This window comes from Priestia sp. P5_B4 (assembly GCF_056400385.1).
The window spans coordinates 1-6,919 of record NZ_JBFULJ010000151.1 but is presented as its reverse complement, the minus strand read 5'-3'; the positions used below and the strand labels follow the sequence as shown (position 1 = coordinate 6,919).

Annotated in this window: 7 protein-coding genes and 1 pseudogene; 6 read left to right on the top strand and 2 right to left on the bottom strand. The window is 34.6% G+C overall.

Annotated elements, in window-relative coordinates:
- From AC1DRF_RS13420 to AC1DRF_RS13400, 5 genes and pseudogenes are all read left to right on the top strand, one after another.
- The coding region (locus AC1DRF_RS13420) for a glycosyltransferase (RefSeq protein WP_477740912.1) at positions 1-572 on the top strand (572 nt) is incomplete at its 5' end.
- A 95-nt stretch (positions 573-667) separates the two neighbouring features.
- Positions 668-1,945, top strand: coding sequence for a nucleotide sugar dehydrogenase (locus tag AC1DRF_RS13415; protein ID WP_043979840.1), 1,278 nt, complete (start codon positions 668-670; stop codon positions 1,943-1,945).
- Complete coding sequence (locus AC1DRF_RS13410; RefSeq protein WP_064471427.1) at positions 1,942-2,745, top strand: ABC transporter permease; 804 nt, start codon at positions 1,942-1,944, stop codon at positions 2,743-2,745. The genes AC1DRF_RS13415 and AC1DRF_RS13410 overlap by 4 nt, the downstream gene beginning before the upstream one ends.
- 17 nt (positions 2,746-2,762) lie before the next feature.
- Positions 2,763-3,713: pseudogene (gene tagH, locus AC1DRF_RS13405) on the top strand (teichoic acids export ABC transporter ATP-binding subunit TagH); the annotation flags it as partial.
- Positions 3,714-3,777: 64 nt separating this feature from the next.
- The gene (locus tag AC1DRF_RS13400; protein ID WP_064471429.1) at positions 3,778-4,176 is read left to right on the top strand and encodes a triple tyrosine motif-containing protein; all 399 of its coding nucleotides are present in this window, start codon (positions 3,778-3,780) and stop codon (positions 4,174-4,176) included.
- Between the two features lie 36 nt (positions 4,177-4,212).
- On the opposite strand, the gene tagU is transcribed toward AC1DRF_RS13400, so the two are convergent.
- Positions 4,213-5,175, bottom strand: coding sequence for a polyisoprenyl-teichoic acid--peptidoglycan teichoic acid transferase TagU (tagU, locus tag AC1DRF_RS13395; protein WP_477740911.1), 963 nt, complete (start codon positions 5,173-5,175; stop codon positions 4,213-4,215).
- A 195-nt stretch (positions 5,176-5,370) separates the two neighbouring features.
- On the opposite strand from tagU, the gene AC1DRF_RS13390 reads away from it, so the two are divergent.
- Positions 5,371-6,132, top strand: a complete 762-nt coding sequence (locus tag AC1DRF_RS13390; RefSeq protein ID WP_477740910.1) for an SGNH/GDSL hydrolase family protein — start codon at positions 5,371-5,373, stop codon at positions 6,130-6,132.
- Positions 6,133-6,159: 27 nt separating this feature from the next.
- On the opposite strand, the gene AC1DRF_RS13385 is transcribed toward AC1DRF_RS13390, so the two are convergent.
- Positions 6,160-6,888 (bottom strand): DUF6270 domain-containing protein, encoded by a 729-nt coding sequence (locus tag AC1DRF_RS13385; RefSeq protein WP_477740909.1) that lies wholly within the window; start codon positions 6,886-6,888, stop codon positions 6,160-6,162.
- Between the last annotated feature and the right edge of the window lie 31 nt (positions 6,889-6,919).

Below are 6,919 nucleotides of genomic sequence, written 5' to 3'. Positions count from 1 at the left end.
ATGCTAGATTCCACCTTGGTATTATTGGAATATGTCCGCAGCGAAAAAGACTAGATCTAGCTGTAGATATGTTTGAGAAACTATGGCTTGAAGATAATAGATATAAACTATATGTGAAGGGGAAAATGCCTCAAGAGTATTCTTGGTTATGGAACAAAGAAGAAGAAAGAGAATACTACGAAGGCATATTTGCTCGTATCGAAAATGCTCCTTGGAAGAATTCTGTTGTCTTTGAAGGGTTTGGAGATATTGCTGAATGGTTATCGAAAGTAGGTTTTGTACTATCTACGAGTGATTTTGAGAGTTTTCATCTTTCTCCAAGTGAGGGTATGGCTTCCGGTTCATATCCAATCATCTTGAAATGGGATGGCAGTGACACTATTTATCCTAAGGAATATTTATTTGCAGATGTAGAAGAAGCTGTAGAACGTATTACGTTGCTAAATTCTTCTGCATTACCAAACGACTTTTCTAACGCAAAAGATTATGTAAGAGCAAATTTTGGGGTAGAACAAATCACCAATCAGTGGAGTCAACTGATAGATGAATTAAGTGCAACCGTTGTTAAGTAGTTATATACATATAGATACTGCTGTTTAATGAATGACGTGGTATATATGTTTGTATTTATAAATTTATATTTTAGTAGTGCTCAGGAGGAAATAAAATGAAACTTTGTACAGTAGGATTAGGATATATTGGATTACCAACGTCTATTATGTTTGCAAAACATGATGTAGATGTTGTAGGTGTCGACGTAAGTCAACGCGTAATTGAATCATTGAACAATGGAAAAATCCATTTAGAAGAGCCTGGTCTGCAGGAAGCGTTAAATGAAGTAATTGAAAAAGGTACATTCCGCGCCGCATTACAGCCGGAAAAAGCAGATGCATTCATCGTAGCTGTACCAACGCCAAACCATGATGACCAACACAAATCTTGTGATCTATCATATGTATTAAGCGCTGTAAGCAACGTCATTCCTTACTTAGAAAAAGGAAACGTATTAATCGTAGAATCTACAATCGCACCGCGCAGCATGGATGACCATGTGAAACCTCTAGTAGAAGCAGCTGGCTTTGAAGTTGGAAAAGACGTGTTCTTAGTGCATTGTCCAGAACGTGTACTTCCAGGACAAATTCTTCACGAACTAATTCACAACAATCGTATTGTTGGAGGACTTACGCCAAATTGTACAGAAGCTGGTGCAATGGTATATAGCACATTTGTACAAGGTGAAATCATTAAAACAGATGCAAAAACAGCAGAAATGTCAAAACTAATGGAAAACACATTCCGTGACGTAAACATCGCGTTAGCAAACGAATTAACAAAAGTATGTAACGAATTAGAAATCGATGCGCTAGAAGTTGTTCAAATGGCTAATAAGCATCCGCGTGTAAACCTTCATACACCAGGACCGGGTGTAGGCGGACACTGCTTGGCTGTAGACCCGTATTTCATCGTTGCAAAAGCGCCTAAAACAGCTCAGCTTATTAATCTAGCAAGAACAATTAACACATCTATGCCTCAATACGTAGTAGACAACACAAATGCTCTAATGGAAAAAGTAGACGGCCGCGTTGTGACAGTATTCGGTTTAACGTATAAAGGAAACGTAGACGATATCCGTGAAAGTCCAGCAATGGAAATCTATGATTTATTAAAAGCAGAAGGCAAATACGAAATTCGCGCATTTGATCCTCACGTGGAACAAGATTGGGTTGAACAAGATATCAAGGAAGCTGTACGCAACTCTGACCTAGTTCTTGTATTAACAGATCATAATGAATTCAAAGAATTAAACTGGAGCGAATTAGAAGGTATGGCAACAAAACGTATTTTCGATACGAAAAACGTAGTAGCTAACCGTTCTGACGATTTCAGTTACATTAACTATGGCAACCTACATGCATTCCTTAAGAAGGAAGAAGTAATGGCATGAACCTTGTAGGGAGGATTTTGAAAGAACAATCCTCGAATTTTCATTTGATTTTAAGGCTAGCTCGTTACGATATGAAAGGCAAATACCAATTGCATTATTTGGGAGCTGTATGGCAGTTTTTAACTCCTGTTATACAGGTTCTCCTATATTGGCTGGTGTTTGGAATTGGCATTCGAGGAGGAGCACCTGTTCACGGTGTACCATTTTTTGCATGGTTAATGGTAGGACTGATTCCTTGGTTTTTTATCAGTCCATCAATTCTTCAAGGTTCTAACAGTGTATATGCAAGAGTAAGTCTCGTATCCAAAATGAAGTTCCCGGTAAGTATTTTACCTACAGTGACTATCATTAGTAACTCTTTTCAATTAATTGTCATGTTAGTTGTATTAGCGTTTATTTTTATAGTATATGGAATCAATCCTGGACTACATATCTTGCAATTGCCTTATTATTTGGTGTCATTATTTGTTTTCTTGTTTGCCGTTACGTTGTTAGGTTCTACAATCTCAACAATTGTAAGAGATTTTCAACAAGCCTTACAAGCCATTATGAGAATGATGGTGTATTTATTACCTATCCTCTGGGATCAATCTAGACTTCCACACGTATTCCAAACTGTGTTGAAGCTAAATCCTATCTATTATTTAATAGAAGGGTTTCGCAATAGTTTTCTAGGGTACGCTTGGTTTTATGATGATTGGATATATACACTGTATTTTTGGGTTGTTACGTTATTAATACTTTTAGTAGGATCCGTTCTACATATAAAATTCAGGAAAAAGTTTATCGATTACTTGTAATCTAGGAGCTTAAATTTATGAAGCTAAAGGTTCAATTTGAAAATGTAAGTAAAAAGTACGTACTTTACCAAAAGCGATCTGATAAAATACGAGAAGTGTTTTTTCCGAAGAAGCAGAATGAAAGMTTTTATGCATTAAGAGATGTTTCCTTTTCTGTCTATGAGGGAGAAGTGATTGGAATTGTTGGGGTAAACGGTTCAGGAAAATCAACCCTTTCTAATATCCTATCTCAAGTGGTTCCTCCTACTTCTGGAGAATTAACGATTAATGGTGAAACTTCATTAATTGCAATATCTGCAGGTCTCAACAATAATTTAAGCGGCTATGAAAATATAGAATTAAAATGCTTGATGCATGGGTTAACCAAAGAAGAAATCAAGCAGATTACCCCAAAAATTATTGAGTTTGCGGATATAGGTAAATTTATTAATCAGCCTGTTAAAAATTATTCTAGTGGAATGAAATCCAGACTGGGCTTTGCGATATCCGTTCATACAAATCCTGACATTTTAGTAGTTGATGAGGCCTTGTCTGTTGGAGATCAAACATTTTATGATAAGTGTTTAACAAAAATTAATGAATTTAAAGAAGATGGAAAAACTATTTTTTTTATTAGTCACTCCGTATCTCAAATTAGAAATATTTGTGATAAAGTCATTTGGATGCATTTTGGTCAGTTGCGAAAATTTGGACGTACAAGAGCTGTGCTTGCCAGCTATAAGAAATTTATAGAATGGTTTAACAAGCTAAGTGATGAAGATAAAAAGTTATACAAAACGAAAATGCTAAATCAGCAGCAAGCTGCAATTTCTCAGGTGAAAGAACATAGAGAACCTATTCTCACAACTGCTGATCAGCGTTTTCAAAGATATCAGAGTCAAAAAATGAATAAGAAGCGAAGAATTCAATTAAGGGTTCAGCTAAGCTTATTATGTACACTTTCTGTTTTATTAGCCGTTTTTATGTTTTTATAAAAGTGTTTTGAATCAGAGAAGTGTATAAGTTTCATTAAAACATACGAGGTGACTAAAAATGAAAGCAAAGTTATTTATTCCGGTTGTAGCGGGTATGTTATTATTTGCAGGTTGCAGCAACAAAGAAGAAGCTGCATCTCCTAAGAAAGCATCTGAACAATCAGAAGTTAAAACAGAACTTACAGCGGTTTCACTTAAAAACTTCGGCAATAAACGTTTAGAGGTAACAACAAAAGCTAAGGGAACGGATGTAAAATATGCTTATTATATTCATAAAGATAATAAGGCATTTAAAAAGATTTCCTATTCTAAGGACAGTTCATTGAAGTTTCCTTTAAAAGAGTCTGGTCGTTACAAGGTACGTGTATTTGCAAAAGGGTCTGACGATAAAAAAGTAGTTAAAAGTACGAACGCTGTTAATGTAGTAATAGATGATAAAGATAAAAAAGATAAGTAAATAAAAAAAGTGTAGCGGAAGCTACACTTTTTTTATTTACTTTAAATTTAAACTTTCTTTTAATTCAGTAGACAGCTGATTGCGAGTGTCATCAGATACGGCATAATAGTAGATACCGTTAATTTTTTCGCCTTTTCCATCTATTTGAAGCTGCTCTGAATTGTTACGTGCGTCTTTATAATTTGATTGAATTTGTTTCATATCATCAAACGTAAGGTTTGTTTTTACATTTTGACCAATTGCATCTAAAATCGTACCGTAGTTTGTTAAAGACTGAACGCTAGCTCCTTCGTCAATAACGCCTTCAATTACTTGACGCTGGCGCTGCTGACGCCCAAAGTCACCGCGAGGGTCTTGTTTACGCATACGGGTAAAAGCCAATGCTTCTTTACCATCTAATTTCAAAGGTCCTTTTTGGAAGCTGTAGCCGTCATAATTAAACGCAAGGTTATTGTTTACGGTTACGCCGCCAACAGCGTCTACAATGTCTTTAAAGCTTTCCATATTCACTTGAACATAATAGTCTACAGGAACGTCTAAGAATTTCTCTACCGTATTTACAGCCATATCTACGCCACCAAAAGCGTAAGCGTGGTTAATTTTATCTTGTGTTCCTTTTCCGACAATTTCAGTTCGCGTATCACGTGGAATACTTACCATTTTCATAGACTGTGTCTTTGGGTTTACCGTCATTAAAATAGTAGAATCTGAACGACCTCGGTCACCGGCACGCTGATCTACTCCTAATAGTAAAATAGAGATAGGGTCTCCATTTTTCAAGCTTACTTTGCTTGAACGTTTTTCAGATACATCACGTTTTAACGGCTCGTGAGTTTGTGTGAATGTCTTTTCAACAGAATGCCATATGCTATATGCATAGCCTGCTACACCTAGAATTAATACTAAAATAATACCAAGAATAATTTTGAACGCGCGTTTCTTTTTCGGTTTTTTTCGTTTGCGTCTGCGCGCATTTGAAGGTTGTACTTGTTCTTCCATGTGGAACCTCTCTTCCTTTTCTTTATATATTGATAAAATAAATGTCTTCTATGTAAGCCATTATTCTTATCTTTTTCATCAGAAAACACGTCAAAATGATTAAAAAAATGACAAATTTAATCAAATTTCTTCATGTACTTTAAAATTATATTATAATAAAAGAAAAAAAGAAAGATATAGTAAGGGAGACATTTTATGAAAATTTTAATTAACGTATTTGCTATTCTCATCTTTATCTCGTCTTTAGTAGCAGGAAAGATGTATTGGAATCATCAATTGGACAAACAGTTCGAAACAAAGCCTACGAGAGTAAGCGCAGCAGAAACAGAAAAAGATACGCAAACCGAGACTAAGAATCTGCCAGAATCAATTGTAAAGAAATTAGAGAATGCAAAGAAAACAGGAAATCCCGTAAAGCTTGTAATTGTAGGATCCGCTCCTGAGAAAGATGTAAAGACATGGGGAACTTTATTGAAAGATAAAGTAGAAGATACATATGGGACGGATTTAATAAATGTAGAGTTGTATGAATACAAACAAATGAATACATTACAATTTGTGAAATCAAAGAAGTATGAAGATATTACAAAAGCAAAGCCTGATATCTTGCTCTTTGAACCATTTTTATTAAATGATAATGGAGTAGTAGGAATCGACAATACGCTTGAGAATTTAGATGTTGTTATGAAGCACATTGAAGCTGAAAACAAAAACTTAGTAACGATTTTTCAGCCTTCAGCACCAGTTTATCAGGCAAAAAATTACCCCAATGATGTAAAAGCTCTAGAGGATTTTTCAAAAGAAAACGGGTACGAATTTATTAACCATTGGAAATCTTGGCCGGATTACAATTCAAAGGAAATTACAGAATACTTAACCGATGTACCAGGTCAGCCTAATGAAAAAGGTGAACAAGTATGGGCAGGCTTTTTAATCCATTACTTTACTAATAATTAAATACAAGTAATGAAAAAACAAGATCTTTTATGAAAAGATCTTGTTTTTTTGAGTAAGATTATTTAGTTCATGAAGAAACTTTTGGTAGTAGGAAGGTTCATAATGTCTAGGAGATAAACMCCATTTGTGATTTTCATCCGCCAACACTTCACCTTCAATTTCTAAATAACAAGCATTATGAATGTTATCAGCTAAATAAGAATACATGTATTCAAGCTTCTCATTATTAGAATGAATTTCTTCAATATTATCAAAAGATTGAATGATGCCGTCTTTATCCACATATTTTTCTTGCCATAGAGCTTTATGTATAATAACTTGTTCAATGCTACTGTTGTTAATTTCTTCTATAAACTTGTCAGCAGAGCTTTTCCAAAGCTCATCTGTCTTGTCTACAAATTGTTTTCCTTTTAAATCTGTCACTAAATTTGACCGAGTGAATTCATCAGAATAAGTAAAATAACTTTCTCCACGTTTCATAATTCTTAAACGTTCAGATAACAAGTCGATGATTAAGACTTTCGCTTCGGTTTCTCTTACGTTTTTAAAAAACAATTTATTTAAATCGTTATACACACATCTTTTTTGAAAGTTTGACTCTAAAGAAATTCGATGTATGGACATATTCATGGAATTCGATGCTAGCGATATAATATTAGTTCTAGCAAAATAACTATTTATTTCATAATCATGATCAAACATAGCAAACGGATCTCTAGAAACGCAGCTTCCTAGAATATCTATCTTTTTATTCAAATCAATTAACAACTCCTATTCAGTGTAAACC